The 20,882-nt window shown below is 72.6% G+C and carries 16 protein-coding genes and 1 pseudogene; 11 read left to right on the top strand and 6 right to left on the bottom strand.

Annotation, left to right across the window (positions count from 1 at the left end):
* Positions 1 to 116: pseudogene (locus ACZ52C_RS31950) on the top strand (IS5 family transposase); the annotation flags it as partial.
* A gap of 41 nt (positions 117 to 157) precedes the next feature.
* On the opposite strand, the gene ACZ52C_RS31945 reads toward ACZ52C_RS31950, so the two are convergent.
* Entirely contained in the window at positions 158 to 703 is a 546-nt protein-coding gene (locus tag ACZ52C_RS31945) for a GNAT family N-acetyltransferase (RefSeq protein ID WP_469078008.1), read from the bottom strand.
* A 207-nt stretch (positions 704 to 910) separates the two neighbouring features.
* On the opposite strand from ACZ52C_RS31945, the gene ACZ52C_RS31940 reads away from it, so the two are divergent.
* Both ACZ52C_RS31940 and ACZ52C_RS31935 read left to right on the top strand, forming a co-directional pair.
* Complete coding sequence (locus tag ACZ52C_RS31940) at positions 911 to 1,813, top strand: UTP--glucose-1-phosphate uridylyltransferase (RefSeq protein WP_469078007.1); 903 nt, start codon at positions 911 to 913, stop codon at positions 1,811 to 1,813.
* Positions 1,814 to 1,910: 97 nt separating this feature from the next.
* Positions 1,911 to 2,966, top strand: coding sequence for a glycoside hydrolase family 5 protein (locus ACZ52C_RS31935; protein ID WP_469078006.1), 1,056 nt, complete (start codon positions 1,911 to 1,913; stop codon positions 2,964 to 2,966).
* Positions 2,967 to 3,180: 214 nt separating this feature from the next.
* Here the strand turns inward: ACZ52C_RS31935 and ACZ52C_RS31930 are convergent, their stop codons facing one another.
* On the bottom strand, positions 3,181 to 4,779 hold the full coding sequence (locus ACZ52C_RS31930) for an acyl-CoA synthetase (protein ID WP_469078005.1): 1,599 nt from the start codon (positions 4,777 to 4,779) through the stop codon (positions 3,181 to 3,183).
* Positions 4,780 to 5,043: 264 nt separating this feature from the next.
* On the opposite strand from ACZ52C_RS31930, the gene ACZ52C_RS31925 reads away from it, so the two are divergent.
* From ACZ52C_RS31925 to ACZ52C_RS31915, 3 genes are all read left to right on the top strand, one after another.
* Positions 5,044 to 8,307: an AfsR/SARP family transcriptional regulator gene (locus ACZ52C_RS31925; protein ID WP_469078004.1), complete on the top strand. Its 3,264-nt coding sequence runs from the start codon at positions 5,044 to 5,046 to the stop codon at positions 8,305 to 8,307.
* A 93-nt stretch (positions 8,308 to 8,400) separates the two neighbouring features.
* Positions 8,401 to 9,147: a CHAP domain-containing protein gene (locus tag ACZ52C_RS31920; RefSeq protein ID WP_469078003.1), complete on the top strand. Its 747-nt coding sequence runs from the start codon at positions 8,401 to 8,403 to the stop codon at positions 9,145 to 9,147.
* 107 nt (positions 9,148 to 9,254) lie between these two features.
* Positions 9,255 to 9,830 (top strand): M15 family metallopeptidase, encoded by a 576-nt coding sequence (locus tag ACZ52C_RS31915; protein WP_469078002.1) that lies wholly within the window; start codon positions 9,255 to 9,257, stop codon positions 9,828 to 9,830.
* 60 nt (positions 9,831 to 9,890) lie between these two features.
* Here ACZ52C_RS31915 and ACZ52C_RS31910 read toward each other — a convergent pair whose 3' ends face one another.
* On the bottom strand, positions 9,891 to 11,135 hold the full coding sequence (locus tag ACZ52C_RS31910; protein WP_469078001.1) for a cytochrome P450: 1,245 nt from the start codon (positions 11,133 to 11,135) through the stop codon (positions 9,891 to 9,893).
* Positions 11,136 to 11,341: 206 nt separating this feature from the next.
* Here ACZ52C_RS31910 and ACZ52C_RS31905 point away from each other — a divergent pair, with 206 nt between their 5' ends.
* The 3 genes from ACZ52C_RS31905 (at position 11,342) to ACZ52C_RS31895 (ending at position 14,822) form a co-directional block, all read left to right on the top strand.
* Positions 11,342 to 12,592 carry an LmeA family phospholipid-binding protein gene (locus ACZ52C_RS31905; protein WP_469078000.1) on the top strand — a complete coding sequence of 417 codons (1,251 nt, stop codon included), beginning with the start codon at positions 11,342 to 11,344 and terminating at the stop codon, positions 12,590 to 12,592.
* 134 nt (positions 12,593 to 12,726) lie between these two features.
* Entirely contained in the window at positions 12,727 to 13,770 is a 1,044-nt protein-coding gene (locus ACZ52C_RS31900; protein ID WP_469077999.1) for a glycoside hydrolase family 5 protein, read from the top strand.
* 98 nt (positions 13,771 to 13,868) lie between these two features.
* On the top strand, positions 13,869 to 14,822 hold the full coding sequence (locus tag ACZ52C_RS31895) for a squalene/phytoene synthase family protein (RefSeq protein ID WP_469077998.1): 954 nt from the start codon (positions 13,869 to 13,871) through the stop codon (positions 14,820 to 14,822).
* Between the two features lie 85 nt (positions 14,823 to 14,907).
* Here ACZ52C_RS31895 and ACZ52C_RS31890 read toward each other — a convergent pair whose 3' ends face one another.
* The 3 genes from ACZ52C_RS31890 to ACZ52C_RS31880 form a co-directional block, all read right to left on the bottom strand.
* Positions 14,908 to 15,531 (bottom strand): GNAT family N-acetyltransferase, encoded by a 624-nt coding sequence (locus tag ACZ52C_RS31890; protein WP_469077997.1) that lies wholly within the window; start codon positions 15,529 to 15,531, stop codon positions 14,908 to 14,910.
* Between the two features lie 12 nt (positions 15,532 to 15,543).
* Entirely contained in the window at positions 15,544 to 16,971 is a 1,428-nt protein-coding gene (rox, locus tag ACZ52C_RS31885; protein ID WP_469078020.1) for a rifampin monooxygenase, read from the bottom strand.
* 297 nt (positions 16,972 to 17,268) lie between these two features.
* Positions 17,269 to 17,502, bottom strand: a complete 234-nt coding sequence (locus ACZ52C_RS31880) for a hypothetical protein (protein WP_469077996.1) — start codon at positions 17,500 to 17,502, stop codon at positions 17,269 to 17,271.
* A 183-nt stretch (positions 17,503 to 17,685) separates the two neighbouring features.
* Here ACZ52C_RS31880 and ACZ52C_RS31875 point away from each other — a divergent pair, with 183 nt between their 5' ends.
* Positions 17,686 to 18,774 carry a glutamate--cysteine ligase 2 gene (locus ACZ52C_RS31875; protein WP_469077995.1) on the top strand — a complete coding sequence of 363 codons (1,089 nt, stop codon included), beginning with the start codon at positions 17,686 to 17,688 and terminating at the stop codon, positions 18,772 to 18,774.
* 257 nt (positions 18,775 to 19,031) lie between these two features.
* Positions 19,032 to 20,759, top strand: coding sequence for a PP2C family protein-serine/threonine phosphatase (locus tag ACZ52C_RS31870; RefSeq protein ID WP_469077994.1), 1,728 nt, complete (start codon positions 19,032 to 19,034; stop codon positions 20,757 to 20,759).
* Positions 20,760 to 20,882: the final 123 nt, after the last annotated feature.

The raw sequence follows: 20,882 nt of genomic DNA, 5'->3' as shown, positions 1-20,882 counted from the left end.
TCGAGTGCGGGATCAACCGCCTCAGGCGCCACCGGGCCGTCGCCACTCGTTACGACAAACTCGCCCTCCGCTTCGAAGCGACCGTGCTGGTCGCAACCATCAACGAAGAGCTGTGACCAGCACTTTCACAACAGACCCCAGGCCCGCGCCCGGCCGGTCACCGGTCCGTCGGGTCCGGCTTCCACTCCTGGGCGAGGAGTCCCAGCACCACCTCGTCCAGGTACTCGCCCATCACCCAGGCATGGGCGCGCAGCACGCCCTCACGGACGAAGCCGTTGCGCTCGGCGGCGCCCAGCATCGCGGCGTTGTCCGCCAGTGTCTCGATCTGCAGCCGGTGCAGGCCGCGGACGACGAAGCCGTAGTGGCACAGGACCGCGACGACGTCCGTGCCGTAGCCCTTGCCGCGGGAGGCAGGCAGCAGCCCCAGCCCGATGTGCGCGATCCGGTTGTGGGTGTCGATGCCCCAGAGCGCCGCGGTACCGACCAGCGTCCCGCCCTCCGACTCCACCACGGAGAACGGGACGCGGTCCTGCGCCGAGTCGTCCACCAGGAGCCGCGAGTCCTTCGAGGCGGGGCCCATCGGACGCCACGGTCCGCCCTCGGCCCGCGAGGCGTTGACCACGTCGTTGTACAGCTCGGCCCGCAGAGTCGGGATGTCTTCCTCGTGCCGGGCCCTCAGCCCGACCTTGGCACCTCTCAGCATGCGAGGTTCCTATACGCCCGAACGGACCGACGGCAATCGAATAAACGATCACCAAGGTCGGCGGGCGGAGCGGCGGGCGGGCCGTGGGCACCGGCCCGGCGCACGGGCGGGAGCCCGGCTGGGTAGGCTTTCGACGGGCCGCTCGACGGTGTGGGCCCGGTCGCCGTGCCAACCGGTCCGGTGTGCCGCTCGACCAAGAGAGACGAGATGTCCCCGACGATTCGCAGGGCTGTCATCCCCGCCGCCGGCCTCGGTTCCCGTCTGCTGCCCCTCACCAAGGCGATCCCGAAGGAGATGCTGCCGGTCGGCGACAAGCCGGTCGTCGAGCACACCGTGCGGGAGCTGGTGAACTCGGGCATCACCGACATCACCATCGTCGTCTCCGGCGGCAAGAGCCTCATCCAGGACCACTTCCGGCCCAACCCCGCCCTCGTCGAGCAGCTCCGCGAGGACGGCAAGACGGCCTACGCGGACGCGGTCGAGGAGGTCGCGGAGTTGGCCCGGCAGGGCCACATCACCTATCTCGACCAGTACGGCCCGTACGGCAACGGCACCCCGGTGCTGAACGCCGCCCGCGCCTTCGGCGACGAGCCGGTGCTGGTGCTCTGGCCCGACGACGTCTTCGTGGCCGAGGTCCCCCGCGCCCAGCAGCTGATCCGCGCCTACGAGCAGACCGGCTGCCCGGTGCTGGCCCTCCTCCCGATGGACCCCACCGAGTCCCAGCGCTACGGCGTCCCCATCGTCAAGGAGGACCTCGGCGACGGCCAGCTGCGCATCACCGGCCTGGTGGAGAAGCCCGAGCCCGCGGCCGCGCCCTCGGCGTACGCGGCCATCGGCGGTTATGTCGTCACCCCCGGCATCATCGACGAGCTGCGCGAGCAGACCCGCCGCTGGTACGAGCACCGGACGGGCGAGGTCTATCTGACCGACGCCATCAACGCCTACGCCGCGACCCGCGCGGTGTACGGGCAGGTCATCAAGGGCCGCTGGTACGACACCGGCAACCCGGCCGACTACCTGGTCGCCCAGATGGCCTTCGCCCTCGCCCACCCGCAGTACGGCCCCGTCCTGCGCGGACTGGTGAACGGCCTGGACGCCCCCGAGAGCTGACGGGGCGGCGGGCTGCCACATCTCTTGCAAAGGTCCGGACCAACTGCTAATTCCCCTTCTGTTAGGAAAGTTTCCTACCAGTTGGCAGGAGTCCCCCATGAGACCGGCACGATCCGTTCTGCTCGTCGCCGCGCTGCTGCTCTTCGGCCTCGTCCTCACCCCCGCGTCCGCGCGGTCCGGTCCCACCACGCCCCCCACCACGTCTGCGGCCCCGTCCGCCACGACCCCTGTCGCCGCCAACGGACAGCTCAGGGTGTGCGGCACCAAGCTCTGCAACCAGCGAGGAAAAACGATCCAGCTCCGTGGGATGAGCACGCACGGGCTCCAGTGGTACAGCCAGTGCGTCACCGGCGGCTCGCTCGACGCCCTCGCCACCGACTGGCGAGCGGACGTCCTGCGCATCTCCATGTACATCCAGGAGGACGGCTACGAGACCGATCCGCGCCGGTTCACCGACCTGGTCCACTCGGCCGTCGAGCAGGCCACGGCCCGTGGCATGTACGCCATCGTCGACTGGCACATGCTCGACCCGGGCGACCCGCACCACAACCTCGCCCGCGCCAAGACCTTCTTCTCCGAGATCGCCCAGCGCCACCGCGACAAGAACAACCTGCTGTACGAGATCGCGAACGAGCCGAGCGGCGTGAGCTGGTCCCGCGTGAAGAGCTACGCCGAGCAGCTCATCCCCGTCATCCGGGCCAAGGACCCGGACACCCCGATCCTGGTCGGCACCCGCGCCTGGTCCTCGCTCGGTGTGTCGGACGGGGCGGACGAGTCCGAGATCGTCGCCGACCCGGTGAACGCGGCCAACATCATGTACACGTTCCACTTCTACGCGTACTCGCACCGGGACGAGTACCTGCGGACCCTCTCCCGCGCGGCCGACCGGATACCGGTCTTCGTCACCGAGTTCGGCACCCAGAACTACGCGGGTGAGGGCGCGAACGACTTCGCCATGTCGCAGCGCTATCTCGATCTCCTGGCGGCCAAGAAGATCAGCTGGGTCAACTGGAACTTCTCCGACGACCACCGCAGCGGTGCCGTCTTCAAGCAGGGCACCTGCGCCGGCAACGGCCCGTGGGCCGGCACGTCCTCCCTCAAGCCCGCGGGCGTCTGGATCCGCGAGCGCGTCAGGACACCGGACGACTTCTGACCGCCGACCGACGCCACGACGGGAGCCGCACCCGGGTCCCTGCGCGCGCCGCACGCCGGGCGCCGCACACCGGCCCCGGCGGCTTCCGTCGTGTCGGCACGAGAAGGAAGACCGGACGAGGGGGCGTCGGGTCCGACGAGGGAACGTCGGGTCCGACGAGGGAACGTCGGGTCCGACGAGGGAACGTCGGGTCCGACGAGGGAGCGTCGGGCCCTCAGTCCGCCTCTTCGACCAGGCGCCGGACGCCGGCCTTGTCCAGCTTTCCGGAGGCGTTCCTCGGGACGCCCGGTACGACGGTCAGGCGCGTGGGCAGCTTGTACCGGGCCAGCCGGCCCGCCGCGTAGGCGTGGACGGTTTCCAGGGTGATCTCCGACGTGCCGTCCAGGCTCATGACGGCCTGCACGGTCTCGCCCCACTCCTCGTCGGGGATGCCGACGACGGCGACGTCCACGACACCCGGCATGGCGGCGAGGACCCGCTCGACCTCGGCGGGATAGACGTTCTCGCCGCCGCTGATGATCATGTCCTTGAGCCGGTCGACGATGTGGAGACAGCCGTCCTCGTCCAGATGGCCGACATCGCCCGAGTGGAACCAGCCCTCGTCGTCGAAGGCGACGCGGGTGGCGCCGGGGTCGTTCCAGTAGCCGGCGGTGACGTTGGGGCCGCGCACGACGACCTCGCCCGGTTCCCCAGGGCCGAGCGGGGCGTTGGTGACCACGTCGACGACCCGGACCTCGGTGAACGGCATGGCGATGCCCGCGGAACCGATCTTCTCCAGGGTGCGCTCCACCGGCAGGTGCGTGGCGAACGGCGCGGTCTCGGTCAGGCCCCAGGCCTGCTGGAGCAGGACGCCGTGCCGGGCGTAGAGCTCGATGAGCGAGGGCGGCACCGGCGCGCCCGCGACCACGACCGACCGCAGACGGCTCAGGTCCCGGTCGAACATCCCGGGTTGTCTCGCCATGGCGGCGAACATCTGGGGGACCCCGAACATGGAGTTGACCCGGTGGGTGACCAGGTCGTCGAGGCACCGCCCCGGGTCGAACCCCCGGCTGACGACCACCGTGCCCCCGCGCACCAGGGTCCGGAGCACGAAGCTGTTCAGGGTGCCGATGTGGAACAGCGGGGCGACGGCATAGGTGACGTCGCCGCGGCGGGTGTCGAGCCGGAGATCCACGTTCACCCCGTTCCACCAGACGTTCCCGTGGGTGAGGAGGACGCCCTTGGGCGTCCCGGTGGTGCCCGAGGTGAACATCAGGATCGCCGGGTCGTCGGCGGTCTTCGCGACCACGGAGGCCGTGGGCGGGGCGTCCGCGAGGAGGGGCGCCCAGGGCTCCCAGCCGGGCGCGCCCCCGGTCGGCGCCTCGGGGTCGTCGTCCACCAGGAGGAACCGGGTGAGAGCGGTCCGGTCACGGATCTCGTCGACGCCGGCCCGGTGCCCCTCCTCGCAGACGAGGGCGGTGGCGCCGCTGCGCACGAGGACGGCCTCCAACTCGGCCTTCTCCAGACGGAAGTTGACCGGGACGAAGACGGCCCCCAGCCGGTGGGCGGCCAGCAGGACGACGAGGAAGGAACTGCTGTTGAGGCCGAGGTGGGCGACCCGGTCCCCGTCGCCGACCCCGCCGCGGGCCAGGACGGTGGCCAGGCGGGCGGCCCGGTCGTCGAGTTCGGCGTAGGTGAGGTCACCGCCCGGATAGCGGATGACGACGGAGGCGCCCTGGTGGCGGGCGTTGCGCGCGACGGCGGCGGCCGGGTTGAGGTCGACCCGCAGGCCCGAGTTGCGGGGGTGCGGGGTCGTCGCTTCAGGGGTGGTCACGAGCGGCTCCTCGTCAGGCGTCGGCCCGCCGAACGCTACGCCGTCGACCGGGGCCACGGGCCGAAACCGGAGGCGAGTCCGTGCCGAATTCGCGCATCAGGGCCCTTGCCGACGTGTCGGACGAGCCCGCGGGAAGCGACGGAATGGCAACAGGTCCGGAAGAGGCTCGCATGTCGTCCGTGACCCGCCCTATACCGGATGCGTACGATGCCGAGCTTGCCAACACTTGGCATGCACGCGCAATGCTGCGGAAACGGGGGCGACGTGAGCCTTGAGTACCGACTGCTCGGCCCGGTCGAGGTCTGGACCGGCGGCCGCCGCATCCCGCTCGGCGGGCCGAAACCCCGCGCGCTGCTGGCCGCGTTGCTGCTGCGACCGGGGCGGGTGGTCTCCGCCGGAGCGCTGATCGACACGGTCTGGGGCGACGAGCCGCCGGACTCCGCACGCGCCCTCGTCCAGACGTACGTCTCCGGACTGCGGCGCGCGCTGCCGACCGGAGCCGAGGGGATCGAGACCCGCCCGCCCGGCTATCTGCTGCGGGTGGACGGCGACCGGGACCGGCTCGACCTGCGGGACTTCGAGCGGCTCACGGCGGCGGGGCGCGACCGGGCGGCCACCGGCGATCATCCGGGTGCCTCCGAACTCCTGGGTCAGGCACTGGAGTTGTGGCGTGGGTCGGCGCTCGGCGGAGTGGGGCGAGCGTTACGTGTCGAGGCCGAGCGGTTGGAGGAGGCGCGGCAGGCCGCCCTGGAGGACCGGATATCCGCCGACCTCGCCTCCCCCGGCCACGAACAGCACCTGGTCGCCGAGCTGACGGCGCTGGTCGGCACGCACCCCACACGCGAACGGCTGCGCGGGCATCTGATGCTCACGCTCTACCGGCTGGGCCGGCAGGCCGACGCGCTCGCCGCGTACGCGGAGGGACGCGCCGTGCTCGCCGACGAACTGGGCATCGACCCGGGCCCGGGGTTACGCCGGCTGCACGAGGCGATCCTGCGGTCCGACCCGGGACTGATGCCGCCCACCGCCCCGGCGCAGGGCCGGCCCCACCGGACGGACACACCGCGCCACCCGGCTCGCCCCGACGGAGAGGACCGCACACGCCGTCCGCGTTCGGCGGGCCGCCAGGACTCCGCACGACACACCGAGACCACCGATCACGACGGAGCGGCTTCACCCGACCGCCCCGGGTCGGCCCAGCACACCGACGGCTCCCACCGTGAGGCCGGCCCCACCGTCCACCCGGCTCCGGACCGGTCCGGTGCTCTCGTGCGTGCCGCCCTCCTGCCACCCGCCATCGGTGACTTCACCGGCCGGGAGGGGCAACTCGACGACATGTCCGCCCTGTTGACCGGGCCACGGGAGGCGATGCCGGTCGCGGTCGTCTCCGGGCCCGGTGGCGTCGGGAAGTCCGCGTTCGCCGTACAGGTCGCGCACCGGGTCGCCGCCGACTACCCCGACGGCCAGCTCTACGCCGAGCTGCACGGCTTCAGCGATCCGGTGCCGCCCGCCGAGGTGCTGGCCCGGCTGCTGCGCGCGCTGGGCACCGAGCCGCCCGAGGACCCGGCCGAACGCGGGGACCTGTTCCGCAGTCTGCTCGCCCGCCGCCGGGTGCTGCTGGTCCTCGACGACGCGGGCAGCGAGGCGCAGGTGCGCCCCCTGCTGCCCGGCAGTGCGAGCTGCGGCGTGCTGATCACCTCGCGCGCCCGACTGGCGGGCCTCGACGGCGCGGCCCGTACCGGACTCGACGTGCTGGACGACGAGTTGGGCTGCGAGCTGCTCGCCAGGATCGCCGGGAGCGACCACGTCCGCAGCGACACCGACGCGGCACGCCGGATCGTCGCCCTCTGCGGCGGACTGCCCCTGGCCCTGCGCATCGCCGGGGCCCGCCTCGCCACCCGCCGCCACTGGACGCCTCGTATGCTCGCCGACCGGCTCGCCGACGAGCGCCGCCGCCTCGACGAACTCACCGTCGGCGACCTGGAGGTGCGCACCGGTCTCGGGCTCAGCTACGACGCGCTCGATCCCCTCGGCCGTACCGCCCTGCGTCGGCTCGGTCTGCTCGGCGCGCCCGACGTGGCCGCCTGGACGGTGGCCGCGCTGCTGGACCTGCCGGACGCCGAGGACGCCGAGAACGTCGTGGACCGGCTCATCGACGCGCAGTTGCTGCACTTCACCGGCGTCGACCGGGCCGGGCAGTCGCGTTTCGGGCTGCACGACCTGGTGCGGGTGTACGCGGCCGAGCGGGCCGAGGCGGAGGAGCCGCGTGCCGAACGGGCCGCCGCCCTCGGGCGTGCGCTGGGCGCCTGGCTGTGGCTCACCGCACGGGCGACGGCCGCGGGTCCCTCCGGGGAGGTGGTGCTCCAGGACCCGAGCACGCTGTGGCCGGTCGGCGAACGGGCCGCCGAGCAGGTGCTGGCCGACCCGGCCGCGTGGTTCGCCTCGGAGGCCGGGGCGATCGCCGCCGCCGTCGAGCGGGCCGCCGCCATGGACCTGCACGCCCTCGCCCGCGAGGCCGCGGTGACCCTCTGTTCGTCCGCCTACATCGTCAACAACCGCTTCGACTCGTGGTCGCGCACCCATGAGGCCGCGCTGGCCGCCGTACGTCGCGCGGAGGACCGCGCCGGGGAGGCCCTGCTGCTCATCGGGCTCGGCCAACTCCGTTACGAGCAGGATGACTTCACCGAGTCCGTGGACCACTACCGGCAGGCCGTCCGGTTGTGCGCCGAGCTCGGCGACACCCGGGGACACGCGGCGGCCCTCGCCGGACTGGGCGGCACCTACCGCGAACAGGGCCGGCTGCGGGACTCCGCGCGCGAACTCAGCCGCGCCATCGACGACTTCAGACGGCTCGACGACACCGCCGGGCTCGGTCTGGCCTGCCGTCTCGCCGGGTCGGTCCATCTCGAACTCGGCGAGTACACGGCCGCCCGTGCCCTCGTCGACGAGTCCCTGGCGGCCTACCGCCGTCTCGGCAGCCGGCGCGGCGAGGCGCTCGCGCTGCGGACGTACGGGCTGCTGCACCGCGCGCTCGGCGAGTACGAGGCGGCCGAGGAGCTCTCCGGCCGGGCCCTGGCGATCCTCCAGCGGTTCGGCGACCGTCTGATGAGCGCGTACGCCGCGCAGGCGCGCGCGAAGGCACGTCTGCGGCTCGGGCGCACCCGGGAGGCGGCGGCGGACCTGGCCGGACTGCTCGACGTGTGCCGGGCGTACGGCGACCGGTGGGGTGAGGCGCTCGTCCGGCGCACCCTCGGTGAATGCGCCTTGGCCGACGGGCGGCTTTCCGAGGCTGAGGCCCATCTCACCGAGTCCGTCGCGCTCTGGGACATCCTCCGGCTTCCGCTGCCCCGGGCCCGTACCCTGCGCTCCCTCGCGGAGCTGCGGGACCGCCTCGGCGACGGGAAGGGGGCCGACGCCCTGCGGGAGGAGGCCGCGGAGGTGTTCACCGCGTACGAGGTGCACGAGGCGCGGGAGCCGCTTCAAGAAGGGCCCGCGAGGACGTCAAGAAGACCTGAAGGGAAGTTGTAGAAGGCCCCGCGAAGCTTCTTGGTGTCGGAGGGGAACGGGAGCCACCCGGACTCCCCCGGCGCCAACGGGGATTCCACGGGGAAAGGACTTCCGATGTCCAGCACGAGCAAGCTCCACACCACCGAACTCGACACCACCGGGACCGACACCGTCGCGCCCGGCAGGGCCGGCAGGCCCGCGCGGCGCGCCGCCGCTCTGCTGCTGATCTCGGCCCTCGCGGGCGGAGCGCTCACCGCGGAGGCGGCCTCGGCCGCGACGGCGTCACCGCGGTCGTCCTCCGCCGCCGCGGCGGCCTCGCTCCAGACGGCCATCAAGGCCAAGGCACAGCAGCAGGTGAAGCTGTCGCCGCGCAACCGCGAGATGACCGGCAACTGCAACTACTACAGCGCTGTCGCCACCGCCCCGAAGAGCGGGTCGGTCGGCAAGTGCAAGAAGGTCGGCGGGCTGCAGTGGCGCACCAACAACTGGTGCGCCGACTTCGTCCGCTACGTCTGGAAGAACTCCGGCGCCCGGCAGAAGGGCACCGACGCCTTCGCCGGTTCCTTCTACCGGGCCCGCAAGTCCATCGGCACCTGGCACGCCCGGGGCTCCTACGTCCCGAAGGTCGGGGACGCGGTGCTCTACGACTGGGACGGCGGCACGCCGAGCCTCGGGAACAACGGTTGGGACGTCGACCACATCGGCATCGTCATCGGCTACAACCCCAAGACCAAGGCGCTGACGACCATCGAGGGGAACACCACCAAGAACGGCAAGGGCGGCACCGAGGGCGTCTACCAGCGCACCCGGTACAACACCAAGGCCGGTGACGTCGTCGGCTACGTGACGCCCAAGAAGTAGCCGGCGTCGCGCCACGAGAGCCACACCCACGGGGGAGCCCCCGGGGCGGTCGTCGGACCGGTCCCGGGGGCGTCTCGGCGCGCCGCGCCACCTCCCACAGGACCGAGATGTCGGAGATCATCCTCATGAGCGACCCCCGCGTGGCCGATGTCCCGGTGCACGAGTCCCATGAACCCCTGGTGGACATGCGGGAGTTGTCGTTCCTCCGGGTCGACGCCCGGCTCGCCGATCCGGCGGGGTCATACGCCCTGCTGCGTGAGGGGGTCGCGTGGCGGCTGGCCCGCGCCGCCCGGCTGCTGCCCGAGGGACTGTGCCTGCTGGTCACGGAGGGCTACCGCCCGCTCGCCCCGCAACAGCGGTACGTCGACCGGTGCGCGGCCGGGCTGGACCCGCATGTCACGGGCGCCGCCGTCGATGTGACGCTGTGCTCGGCCGCGGGTGACGAACTCGACCTCGGCACCGCGGTGAACGCGACCCCGGAGGAGAGCGACGGCGCCTGCCGCACGGCCGCCGCGAACATCACCGCCGCCGCCCGCCGCAACCGCCGTACCCTGTCCGCCGCCCTGAGCACGGCCGGTCTCACCAACCACCCCTCGCAGTGGTGGCACTGGTCCTACGGCGACCGGTACTGGGCCCTGAACACCGGGGCGCCGGCGGCCCGCTACGGCCCGGCCGGCGCCTGAGCCGGACCGGGCAGGTCGCCGGGGCAGGCCGGTGCCCGGCTCGGGCCGGTGCGCGCCTGCTCAGCCCCGGGGCGGTTTCAGGCTCACGGGTGTGGGGCCGTCGGGGCGGACGGTGATGCCGTGGACGGCCTTCGGGGGGTCCGAGTGGAAGACCGGGAGATGGGCCGGCAGCAGGTGTTCGAGAAGGACGGTCGACTCACGCAGCGCGAACTGGAGGCCGAGACAGGCGCGGGGACCGATGCCGAAGGGGAAGTAGGCGCCCGGGTGGGTGGGGCGGCCGCCCGGGGAGGTGAAGCGCCGGGGGTCGAAGCGTTCGGGGTCGGGCCACAGGTCGGGATCGCGATGGGTGAGGTAGGGGCAGACCAGGAGGTCGGAGCCCGCCTCGACGGTGTGACCGCCGAGGACGTCGTCCTCGGCGGCGTGCCGGGCCAGGATCCAGGCGGACGGGTAGAGGCGGAGCGTCTCGTGGACGAGGGCCTGGACGGCCTGTCGGCGCTGCGTGGAGCCCTCGTCGCCGGCGGCGAGCGCCTGTGCGCGGGCTTCCGGGTGCCGGTCGAGGAGCAGGTGGAGCCAGGTCAGGGTGGTGGCGGTGGTCTCGTGTCCGGCCGCCAGCAGGGTGACGAACTCGTCGCGGATCAGCCGGTCGGTGTACTCGGGGTGCTCGGCGGAGGCCTCGGTCAGCACATGCAGCAGTCCCGGACCGTGCGGACCCGCCGCACCGCCGCGGGCGGCGTCGATGGCGCGCCGGGCGACCGCGTCGATGCGGGCGAGTTCGGCGGCGATGGCGTCCCGGGCCTCGTCGGCGTCGGCGGGCAGGGCCGGCAGGGCGGCCCCCACGGCCTCCACGGCCGCCAGTTCGCGCTCGGTCTCGTCGTCGAGGGCGTGGCCGGTGAGGGAGCGCCAGATGGTGTCCAGGGCGAAGCGGCGCATCTCCTGGCCGAGGTCGAAGGTCTCGCCGGTGCGGGCGTACGCGTCCCAGCGTGCCGCGGTGGTGCGGGCGGCGGCGGTGATCCGCTGTTCGTAGCGGCGCATCCCGGTGCCGGTGAACTGGGACTGCAGCGTCCGGCGTTGCCGCTTCCATGCCGCGCCGTCGGCGGCCAGGAGACCGTCGCCGATCAGCAGGCGGGCACGGTGCGAGCGTTTGACGTAGCGCTCCGGCCGCACGACGAGGACCTCGCGGACCGCCTGCGGGTCGGTGACGAGGACGGTGGGCTTCGGCCCGAGGCGGAACGCCGCGACCCCGCCGAGCCGTTCGCGGACCTGCGTCAGCAGATCGATCAGCTCGGGACCGGCTTCGGTGTCCATCTGTCTTCCCCCTGATCCACTGATCCATCGATCCCCTGAAGGGCGCAGCACGGACTGTACGGGAACGCGCACCATCGGTGACAGTCGGTCAGCGGCCGCGTCCGCCATGGCGGGCCTCTCGCGCGACCCCGTCGCGATCGTGAACTACATCGCATCCCCGGGGTTCAGGTTGCGGGCGGGGGTGGTGGACATGTTCGGATGAGTCGATGCGCTCCCCCCACCGCACAGATCCGCATCAGTTCTCCGACGATCGTCCCGCCGCCCTGCGCGACCCCTACGAGGAACTCGGCACCCTCGACGACGGGCCACTCGAAGTGACGTCCCTGGAGGAGTTCTTCGACGAGGACACCACCGGACGCGGCGAGGAGGAGGAGCAGGAGCCGGAGTGGACTCCACCGGTGCACCGGCGGGGCGGACGGCGGCGCAGGGGACGGTTCGCCGGGCTCCCGCTGGCGGCGAAGGCGGTCGTGGGACTGGTGGTTCTCGCCGCGTTCGCCGGCCTCGCGGACCGGTGGGCGGTGCTGTACGCGGAACACAGGGCGGCCGACGCCCTGGAGGACCGGCTGGACCTGGCCGCGGCGCCCGAGGTGGAGATCGGCGGTTTCCCCTTCCTCACCCAACTCGCCGACCGGCGGCTGGACTCGGTACGGCTGACCGTGCCGGACGTGGCGGCCGACCGGGTGTCGCTGGCGAAGGTGTCGGCGACGGCCCATGACATACGGCTGGACGCCGAGGGGCTGACGTCCGTGCGCGGCGCGCGGGTGCCGCGACTCGACGGTGACGTGCTGCTGTCGTTCGCCGATCTCAACCGCGAACTCGGCGCCTCCCAGGTGACGTTCACCGGCGAGGGCCGTGACCGGGTCCGGGCCCGTGGCACCCTGCCGGTCGCCGGGCGGGATCTGCGGCTGCGCGCCGAGGCCACGATCCGGCGGCAGGGCGAGCGGGGCATCGCCACGGAGATCGGCGGCATGCGCCTGGACATCGGGGACCTGGCCACGTACCGCCCCGGCACGCGCGCCTCGGACGGACTGCATCTGACGCCGAAGGCCTCCGCCGACCTCGCCCGGGAGACCCGCAGGGCGAAGGCGCTGCTGTCGGTGCCGGCGATCGTCAGGCGGCTCGGCATGTCGGACGCCACCGCCCGCGAGGCCCTGGCCGACGAGGGCAAACTCGCCGAGCTGACCGGATCCCCGAACTTCGCGCGCCAGGCCAGGGGGCTCAACCTCATCGACCTGGCCCTGGACAACCCCGCCGTCCTGCGCGATCTGGGCCTCGACGCCGACCTCCTCGACGCCCTGTCCCGGCTCACCCGGCCGGTGCTCGCCGACCGGCTCTCCCTCTCCTTCGAACTGCCGGAACCCGAGCGCGGACATGTGCGGCTGCGCGACGTTCGCGTGGAGGAGGACGGCATCCGGGTCCGGCTCACGGGCTCCCAACTGGCCTTCGGCAGCCAGTGATTCTGTGTTCTTGATGAAATTTGGTGTGCAGATGTGTTGACCTCTGTTCGAGATCTCTTCTACGTTGCGGGAGCCACAGAGCCGCCGACCTGCACAGCCGGGTTTCGCGGACGCAACTGTCAGAAAGGGATCTGGTGCCACGAAAGAACCATCGCGGGACAGCCTGCCTCGCGGCATCGCTGGCCGGCGTCACGGCATTCGGCGGAGTCCTCGCCTCCCCCGCGTCCGCCGCTCCCGCAGCCGCCGCCCGCCACGCCTCGCCGCCGCCGGTCAGTGCATTCCGCGGAGTCAACTGGGCCGACCCGCGCGACAACTACGCCGACGACGCGGTCGTGCCCTCGGGGCTGTCCACCACCGACGACTACGCCACGACGTACGCCAAGTCCCGGGCGATCGTCGGCGGGTTCGCCGAGCTGGGCGCCAACACGGTCCGCCTGCCGGTGAACCCCACCTCCGTGAACGGCCCGTTCTGGAAGTCGTACCGGGCCGCGATCGACGCCGCCACCGCCAAGGGCTTCAAGGTCATCCTGGGCTACTGGGAGGCCGACAACGCCAAGGACGGCAAGATCGACGACCAGGCCTCCTGGGACCGGATGTGGGCGCGCATCACCTCCGCGTACGGCCGCAACGGCAAGGTGTACTTCGAGCCGATGAACGAGCCGTTCGGCTACACCTCGCAGGAATGGCGCGACGTGGCCGCCCGCTGGCTGGGCAAGCACCGCTCCGTCCCCCGCGACCGGGTTCTCATCGGCGGCTACAAGTACAGCGAGGACGTCAAGCCGGTCTGCGCCGACAAGCGGCTCGACGGCACCCGGATCGCCCTGCACAACTACGGCTTCTGGCACACCGACTGGACCAGCGTCGACCAGTGGAAGGCCGACTTCAAGGAGCGCATCGGCACCTGTGCCTCGCGCACGATCCTCGACGAGTTCGGCGCCTCCATGACGACCGGCCTGGACTACAACGGCCCGGTCAACGGCTCCAACGAGGTCGCCTACATCCAGGCCGCGACCGACGTCATCCGGGAGCTGGGCCTGGGCTCGGTCTACTGGCCGGGTCTGCGCAACGGTGACACCTACTCCCTCACCACCCTCCAGGGCACGGGCACCCGCCTGAGCCTGAAGGTAAACAACCAGAGCGGCCTCGACCGGCTGCACTGGGCGTGGAAGCAGAAGTAGGGCACCACGCACGACAGGCCGGGGAGCCGCCCGACATCGATGTCGGGCGGCTCCCTCGCCATGTGCACCGTCGGACGGACCGCATCTACGATCGGCGCATGAGCGTGTGGAGACGGAGTCTGGACGCGGCGGGCGTCCGGGAGCCGGGGTTGCGGAAGGACTACGGCGAACAGCGGGACCTGGTGGCGCGTGCCCGGCGCACCTCGTACCTCGCGGCCCGGCTGCTGCTGCCCCGGCGGTTGTTGCCCCATGCCGTGGCGGCGACGGCGGTGATGCACCACGGGGACGACCTGCTGGACACCGGCCCGAAGCCGCAGCGGATCGCGGCGTGGGCGTCGTGGGAGCGGCGGGTGCGCGAGGGGCTGGACTCCGGGACGAGCGACGACCCGCTGATCCGGACGCTGCTGCACACCGCGCAGGCGTACCCGCGGCTGCGGGCGACGGTCGAGGAGTATCTGTCCACCGCCACCACCGATCTGGAGTTCACCGGCTTCGCCACCGAGGCCGACTACCAGGCCTATGTGGACGCCTATTCGCTGCCCGCGTTCATGCTGGTCGCCTCGCTGCTGGGCCCGGAGTCCGACGACGACGGAGGGTTCCGGGCGGCGTGCCGGACGCTGATGGAGGGCAGTCAGCGGCTGGACTTCGTCAACGACCTGGCCGAGGACCTGCCGGAAGGCCGGCTGGGCATCCCGGCCGAGACGCTGGCGCGCTTCTCGGTGACGGCCGAGGACCTCGCGGCGGGCCGGGAGTCGGCGGGCGTACGGGAGTTGGTGGAGGACCAGGTCGAGGCGGCCCGCGTCCGCCTGCGAGCCGCCCGCGACCTGCCCGTCCTCGGGGAGGGTCCCGGCGGGGTGCTCCTGGACTCGGTCGTCGGGATCGAGCTGCTGACCGCGGACGCGGCGTACGCCCGTGGCGCCCGTCTGCTGCGCGGTCCCGTGTCCCCGCCGATGCCGGGCACCCTGCGCGTGCTGCTGCGCGGTCGCCGTCGGACACGCGAGAGGCACGGCAGCCGCACAGCGGTCGTCCGCCCGGTGGACACCGGGGGATGACATGCCGCTGGTACCCCGGGTACCAGCAAGCGGCCGAAGTGTCCCCCACGGTCCCAGGGGCGCGGTCACCGGCAGCGGACGGTCCTCACCGATCCGCTGTCGTACGGCCGAGGTAGGTCACCGGGCCGGGATCCGGTACCTCGATCTCGTGGAAGCCCAGGCGGTCGTAGAAGGCGCGGGCCGGTGTGTTGGTGGTGAGCATGGAGAGGTGGACGGCCGGGACGCCTCGGGTGCGCAGGGCGTGCAGGAAGGTGCGCATGAGGTCCCGGCCGTGGCCCCGGCCCTGCCGGTCGGGGAGCAGGTCGATGTGCAAGTGGGCGGGATAGGGGGCGAGTTCGGGCAGGACCATGCGCTCGGGGTGGTGCAGCAGCCGGACGATCTCCGCGTCGGGCGTGGTCGCCGGGCCGACCGGCGGCGGGAAGCGCTCGCTGACCCGGGGCAACCATCGCGTACGGAAGGCCTCGACGAACGCGGGAGTGTCCGCGGTGCCGAGGATGTAGCCGACCGCCCGCCCGCGGCCGTCGTCCAGCACGAAGGCCAGCTCCGGCTCCAGCGCGGTGTACGGGGTGGCGAAGGTCGCCGGGAAGACGTCGGGGTCCGTGTAGTGGGGACGGCTGTCGCCACCGTTGTGAGCGGTACGGACGCAGATGTCGTGGACGGCGTCGAGGTCCTCGGGCCGGTACGGGCGGACCGCGGGAGGCGGGGTCATCGCGGCATCCTGTCAGGCCGTCGCGGCGCCGAACCAGAGGGCGAGCGCCTCACGCAGTTCCCGCCGGTCCTCGCCGGCCCATGCGACGTGGCCGTCGGGCCGCAGGAGGACCGCGGACACGTCCAGCTCCTCGGTGGTGTCGACCACATGGTCGACCCGGTCCGCCCAGCCCTCCACCGAGAGCGCGCCGCTCCCGTCGAGCAGCAGGCCGCGGCCCTCGTGCATCAGCTCGTACAGGCGCCCTCGCTTCAGCCGCAGGTCCCGCATCCGGCGGCCGAGCAGGTCGTGACCGTCGCCGAGGTCGTAGCGGACGTCGACCCCGGTGATCATCCCGGTCACGTACCGGTTGACCTCCTCGAAGTCCATCAGCGTCGAGAGCAGCTCCCGCAGCGCGGTCGGGCCCGGCTCGGACCCCAGCAGGGTCATCTGGGCGCGGGTGTTGGCCAGCACGCGGGCGGCCACGGGGTGCCGTTCGGCGTGGTAGGTGTCCAACAGCCCTTCCGGCGCCCGGCCGTCGACCTCGGCGGCCAGCTTCCAGCCCAGGTTGAAGGCGTCCTGCACACCGAGGTTGAGGCCCTGGCCGCCGGTCGGCGGGTGGATGTGCGCCGCGTCGCCGGCCAGCAGCACCCGGCCGACCCGGTACTGCTCGGCCTGCCGGGTGGCGTCGCCGAACCGGGAGAGCCAGCGCGGTGAGTGGACACCGAAGTCGGTGCCCGCGAAGGCCCGTAGTTGCCGTTTGAACTCGTCCAGGGTCGGCGGGGTCGTGCGGTCCTCCGCCACACCGTCGGCGGGTACGAGGACGCGGTAGTTCCCGCCCTCCAACGGGGCGAGACCGAAGCGGAGTTCGGTCCTGCGGACCTTCTCGACGACGGCGGTGATCGTCGCCGGATCCTCGGTCGCCGCCATCTCGCCCAGCAGTGTCTCGACGGTGGCGGGCTCGCCGGGGAACCCGACGCCGATCAGCTTGCGCACCACGCTGCGGCCGCCGTCGCAGCCGACGAGGTACCGGGCGCGCAGCCGGGTGCCGTCCGCCAGTTCCGCGCTCACGCCGTCCTCGTCCTGGTCGAGCCCGACCAGTTCGCCGCCGCGCCGGATGTCGGTGCCGAGTTCCAGCGCGCGCTCCTGGAGGATGCGCTCGGTGACCGGCTGCGGGGTGGCGACGCCGTACGCGTGTGCCGTGTCCAGGCTGTCCGGCCACGGTTTCATGATGCCGCCGAAGAGTCCGCCGACCTGGAATTTCTCGCTGACCGCGAGGAACCGGTCCAGCAGGCCGCGCTGGTCCATCACCTCGACGCTGCGGGCGTGCAGGCCCTGTCCCCGGGACTCCCCGGTGGGCTCCGTGAGCTTCTCCAGCACGACCGTGTCCACTCCGGCCAGCCGCAGTTCGCTCGCCAGCATCAAGCCGGTCGGTCCGCCTCCGACGACGATCACGTCGATCATCTCAACCCCCATGTGCGCGTTTCTGCCGCTGCTTCTCGCTTCGGTCGGCGATTCTGCGGCACGGGGAGGGTCTTGCCGCAAGCCCCCCGGTGCGCTATACGTTGAGACAGGCAAGGAGGACTGGTCCTCCTTGCCTTCGTCGTTCTCGTCCGTGTGTGCCCACACCCTTGTCGTCCCCGGCGCGCCCGGGGCCCGTCCTCCGGTTCGCGTGACGGCCCGGACCGTGCCCACAATGGCGCTGTGCCGGGAACGGAGCGTGCGATGTTCTCCCGGACCGCGCGCGGCCCGGGGGCGCCGTCAGTCGCTCAGACGCCGGCGCAGGAGTTCCTTGCCGAGGTCGGCCCCCTTGCGGCTGTCGGCCTGTGCCTTGCGGAACAGCTCGACCACCTCGGTGTCCTTCTCCCGCTCCGCGTCCTCGATGTACGACTCGAGGCGCAGCGCGTTGTTCAGGCAGGCCTCCACGTACCAGATCAGGTTGTAGTCCTTGTCGGCGGTGCCGGTCACGCGGCCCGCCTCGGTCGTGCTGGTCACGTTCTCCTCCTCCGTGTCGCGGACTGGGGGTCCGCGCCTGTCCGACGCGGCTCCCGGGGCGCCGCACGGGTACCCGGGCCGCCGCCGCGTACACGGACACGGTCGGCGCTCCGGCCGGTGAGGTGTCCCGGCGCCGTCCGCGGGCACACGGCTCTCACCACCTAGGCAGAAGGGCCCGATGACGTGCGTACGGTCGGAGTGGAAGAAGAACTCCTCCTGGTAGATCCGGAGACCGGAGAGCCGCAGGCACGGGCCGCGGCGGTGCTCGCGCGGGCCGCGCTGGAGGGCACGGACCAGGACGTGTTCGAGAAGGAGCTGCACGACGAGCAGGTGGAGTTCGCCACGCACCCGCAGTCCTCGATGACCGATCTGGGGGCCGAGATCGTCCGCTGCCGCAAGGACGCGGCCCGGCACGCCGAGGGGCTCGGCAGCGCGGTCGTGGCGCTGGCGACGTCGCCGCTGCCGGTGAGTCCGACGATCACCGTGAACAGCCGGTACCGGTGGATGGCGCGGGAGTTCGGCCTGCACACGCAGGTGCAGCTGGTCTGCGGCTGCCATGTTCATGTGTCCGTCGAGTCCGACGACGAGGGCGTGGCCGTCCTGGACCGGATGCGTCCGTGGCTCTCCGTGCTGACGGCGCTGAGCGCGAACTCCCCCTTCTGGCAGGGACATGACAGCCGGTACGCCAGCTATCGCAGCCAGGTGTGGGACATGTGGCCGATGGCCGGGCCGACGGACGTCTTCGGCTCGGCGGAGCGGTACCACCGAAGCGTCAGGGACCTGATCGCCACGGGGGTCGTCCGCGACGAGGGCATGATCTACTTCGACGCGCGGCTGTCCCAGCGGTATCCGACCGTGGAGATCCGGGTCGCGGACGTCTGTCTGCACCCCGACACCGCGGTCCTCGTCGCGGCCCTCGCCCGGGGGCTCGTGGAGACCGCGGCCCGCGAGTGGCGAGCCGGTGTGGAGCCGCTCGGCCACAGTGCGGGGCTGCTCCGGCTGGCCACCTGGCGGGCCGCCCGCTCCGGGATGTCGGAGAACCTCCTGGACCCCGTCACGATGCGCCCCCGGCCCGCGCTCGACGTGATCCGCTCGCTGCTCCACCACGTCGAGGACGCCCTGGTCGACCACGGGGACGCCGACCTCGCCCGGGACGCCGTCGCCGAGCTGACGGGGCGCGGCAACGGGGCCCGGGTGCAGCGCGAGGTGATGGCCCGGACGGGTAGCCTGCGCGAGGTCGTCGCGGCCTGCGTACGGCACACCCAGGCCTGACCCCGGAGGCCAGTCCGCCCGCGCGGCCCGCGACGTGACGGGCGCGCTGCGGGCGAAGCGTGTCCGGGGCGTCGCGGTCCGTGCTTCGCACGGGGCGGCGCCCGGGGCACGGGCACCCGCTCCCACCTGCGGCCGGGGACATCGTGCGCGTAGGTCGTCGGGGACGGGGTAATGCGTGCAGCACACGCGGCGGAGCGGTCCGTCGACGTCGACGGCCGTCCTGTCCGCACCGAAGCCGGAGCCGGAGGAAACCGAACATGAGCGCGTGGAGTCCGGATCACACCGAACGGCGGTCGCCGGGCCGGACGGTGCGCCTTGCGGACGGGCTGCCCGATCTCGTGCACGCCGGTATGTACGTGGTGGACGACAACGGCCTGGTCGTCGCGGTGAATCCCCGGGCGGCCGAGCTGCTCGGCCGCCCGGCGGACGGACTCCTCGGGCAGGACGCCCACGAGCTGCTGCACCGGGACGAGCTCGGGCACTCCGTGCCGCGGGCGGCGTGCGCGATGATGCAGGTGTTCCTCAGCGGCCGTACGGGCGGCGGGGACCGGGAGTGGTTCCTGCGCGGCGACAGCACGCTGCTGTCGGTGTCCTGGCTGGTAACCCCGTGCCGGCTCGACGGGACCGCGGCCGGCGCGATGGTGCTCTTCCACGAGTGCGCCCCGAAGACCTTGGCCGTCCCGGACGGCGGGTCGCCGGCGCTGTCGCAGCTGGACCGGCTGGCGCTGCTCGCCGAGACGACGACCCGGCTGAGCTCGACCCTGGACGCCGAGGAGGCGGTCGCCCGCCTGGTGCGGCTGGTGGTGCCACGGCTCGCGGACTGGGCGATCGTGGACCTGATCACCGAGAGCGACGACGTCTGGCGGGCCACGGTGGCGACCCACCGCGACGGCGTGGTGGTGCGGCGCGAGGAGTTGGAGGGTCCGCTCCCGCCGGTGCACGAGGAGTCGCTGATGCCGCTGTCCCGGGCGCTGCGCGGGGCGGCCTCGACGCTGGCCGGGCCGGAGACCTATCAGGGGCCGGCGGACTCGGGGATCACGGTCGCCCAGCAGCGACTGTTCAAGGAGGCGGGGCTGCGCTCGGCGGCCATCGCGCCCATCCGGGGGCCGCGCGCGGTGCTCGGCGCGCTCACGCTGGGCCTGAGCGAGCGTCCGGGGGCCTTCACCGAGGCCGAGCTGTCCCTGTTGGACGACATCGCCCGCCGGGCCGGGCTGGCGCTGGAGAACGCGCGCCTGTACCAGCGGCAGCGGCACATCGCGGAGACCATGCAGCGCCACCTGCTGCCCCAGATGCCGGAGGTGCCGGGGCTGCGGATGGCCGCGCGCTACGAGTCGGCGTCGAAGTCCTCGCAGGTCGGCGGCGACTGGTACGACGCGTTCACGCTCGCCGACGGGGCCACGGCGGTGGCCATCGGCGACGTCGTCGGACACAACATCGACGCGGCGGCCGGGATGGCGCAGGTCCGCAACATGCTCCGGGCCTACGCCTGGGCGTTGGAGGAGCCGCCGAGCTCGATCGTGGAGCGGCTGGACCGGGCCGTGGTGAACGTGACCGAGGCGTCCATGGCGACGCTGATCTTCGGCCGCGTCGAGCGCGCCGACGACACATGGGCCCTGCGGTGGACCAATGCGGGGCATCCGCCGCCGCTGCTGATCACCCACGACGGCAGGTCCCGCTTCCTGGACGAGGAGCACGACCACCTGCTCGGCACGGGGCTGATCCGGGCCCGCACGGACACGCTCACCCCGTTGCCGCCGAAGTCCACGCTGGTGCTGTACACGGACGGTCTGATCGAGTCCCCGGCGCACCCCCTCGACCGGGGCCTGGCCCGGCTGCGCCAGCACGCGGCGGCCCTCGTCCACCGGCCCCTGCACGTGTTCTGCGACCTGCTGCTGGAGCGGGCCCGTCCCGTCGACAACGACGACGACGTCGCCCTGTTGGTCTTCCGCACGCCCTCCGAGGACGGTGAGGCGGGTGAACGGTAGAGCGCCGGCGCGGCCCGGGAGGCCGGGAAGGGCACCGTCTTCTCCAAGGCCCCACACTTCCCTACGCTTTCGCACGCGTAACGGCTCTCCGCACGGGAAACACGAGCGTCGGAGGGGAACGCG

Source organism: Streptomyces sp. NPDC034049 (assembly GCF_055575575.1).
Note: the sequence above shows the minus strand (reverse complement) of the source record. Positions and strands in the feature narration are given on the sequence as shown.

What these genes read in the sequence shown, in the direction of transcription:
- ACZ52C_RS31935 (WP_469078006.1), top strand. Translation starts at nt 1,911, where the DNA reads ATGAGACCGGCACGATCCGTTCTGCTCGTCGCCGCGCTGCTGCTCTTC.
- ACZ52C_RS31905 (WP_469078000.1), top strand. Translation starts at nt 11,342, where the DNA reads ATGCGCTCCCCCCACCGCACAGATCCGCATCAGTTCTCCGACGATCGT.
- ACZ52C_RS31910 (WP_469078001.1), bottom strand. Translation starts at nt 11,135, where the DNA reads ATGGACACCGAAGCCGGTCCCGAGCTGATCGATCTGCTGACGCAGGTC.
- rox (WP_469078020.1), bottom strand. Translation starts at nt 16,971, where the DNA reads ATGATCGACGTGATCGTCGTCGGAGGCGGACCGACCGGCTTGATGCTG.
- ACZ52C_RS31915 (WP_469078002.1), top strand. Translation starts at nt 9,255, where the DNA reads ATGTCGGAGATCATCCTCATGAGCGACCCCCGCGTGGCCGATGTCCCG.
- ACZ52C_RS31940 (WP_469078007.1), top strand. Translation starts at nt 911, where the DNA reads ATGTCCCCGACGATTCGCAGGGCTGTCATCCCCGCCGCCGGCCTCGGT.
- ACZ52C_RS31895 (WP_469077998.1), top strand. Translation starts at nt 13,869, where the DNA reads ATGAGCGTGTGGAGACGGAGTCTGGACGCGGCGGGCGTCCGGGAGCCG.
- ACZ52C_RS31920 (WP_469078003.1), top strand. Translation starts at nt 8,401, where the DNA reads ATGTCCAGCACGAGCAAGCTCCACACCACCGAACTCGACACCACCGGG.
- ACZ52C_RS31870 (WP_469077994.1), top strand. Translation starts at nt 19,032, where the DNA reads ATGAGCGCGTGGAGTCCGGATCACACCGAACGGCGGTCGCCGGGCCGG.
- ACZ52C_RS31890 (WP_469077997.1), bottom strand. Translation starts at nt 15,531, where the DNA reads ATGACCCCGCCTCCCGCGGTCCGCCCGTACCGGCCCGAGGACCTCGAC.
- ACZ52C_RS31945 (WP_469078008.1), bottom strand. Translation starts at nt 703, where the DNA reads ATGCTGAGAGGTGCCAAGGTCGGGCTGAGGGCCCGGCACGAGGAAGAC.